Below are 509 nucleotides of genomic sequence, written 5' to 3' on the forward strand. Positions count from 1 at the left end.
CTGGACCTGTGGCCCGAGACCGACAAATACGGCTTCCTTGAGCTCCTCGACCTCCGCCGCAAAGTATTCGAGCAGGTATTTCCGCAGCAGCGGATGCTTGGTCATATCTGGAGTGCCACGGTAATCACCGTCCTTGACGAACACCGGATAGCGTAGGAGAGAGGTAGTCTGCACCAAGTGCTGTGACCTGGAGAATAGGTCGGCCGAATCGCTCAGGCCGAGCCACTTTTGGAAGCCCCAATGGTTGAGTTGATTGATCAGGTTACTCCGCAGCGGCTCGCCACTGAAAGCGCCGACGCTCTTTCCGGCCTGCATCGCCTCGATGCTGGACTTGCCCGCCTGAAGAGCGCGCCGCGCCTCGTTGTTGGCATTGACCATCTGGGTGGGGCCCGGTGTGATCCCGACCAGCACGAGCCGTGCACTCGGGTTGATGTATTCGAAGGGCACATAGTAGATCTTCACGTCGCCGCTTGCATCCATCAATAGGCGTGGGTCACGCACCACTGGAG

The 509-nt window shown here is 59.1% G+C and carries 1 protein-coding gene; it reads right to left on the bottom strand.

Features of this window, described 5'->3' with window-relative positions; all coding sequences use genetic code 11:
• A partial coding sequence (locus HV824_RS36090) for a hypothetical protein (RefSeq protein ID WP_217918044.1) occupies positions 1–462 on the bottom strand: 462 nt, incomplete at its 3' end.
• Positions 463–509: the final 47 nt, after the last annotated feature.

It is taken from the genome of Myxococcus sp. AM009 (assembly GCF_013372605.1).
Lineage (GTDB): Bacteria > Myxococcota > Myxococcia > Myxococcales > Myxococcaceae > Myxococcus > Myxococcus vastator.